This is a genomic window from Amphritea pacifica (assembly GCF_016924145.1).
In the GTDB taxonomy this organism is placed as follows: Bacteria; Pseudomonadota; Gammaproteobacteria; order Pseudomonadales; family Balneatricaceae; genus Amphritea; species Amphritea pacifica.
Window position 1 is genome coordinate 1 of sequence record NZ_JAFFZO010000232.1, and the last position, 255, is coordinate 255.

Consider the following 255-nt stretch of genomic DNA (forward strand, 5'->3'; position numbering starts at 1 on the left):
GGCCCAGACTCCTACGGGAGGCAGCAGTGGGGAATATTGCACAATGGGCGAAAGCCTGATGCAGCCATGCCGCGTGTGTGAAGAAGGCCTTAGGGTTGTAAAGCACTTTCAGCAGTGAGGAAAGGTTACAGATTAATACTCTGTAGCTGTGACGTTAACTGCAGAAGAAGGACCGGCTAACTCCGTGCCAGCAGCCGCGGTAATACGGAGGGTCCGAGCGTTAATCGGAATTACTGGGCGTAAAGCGCGCGTAGG

The 255-nt window shown here is 54.5% G+C and carries 1 rRNA gene; it reads left to right on the plus strand.

Annotation, left to right across the window (positions count from 1 at the left end):
• Positions 1 to 255 (plus strand): 16S ribosomal RNA (locus JW499_RS22155); the annotation flags it as partial.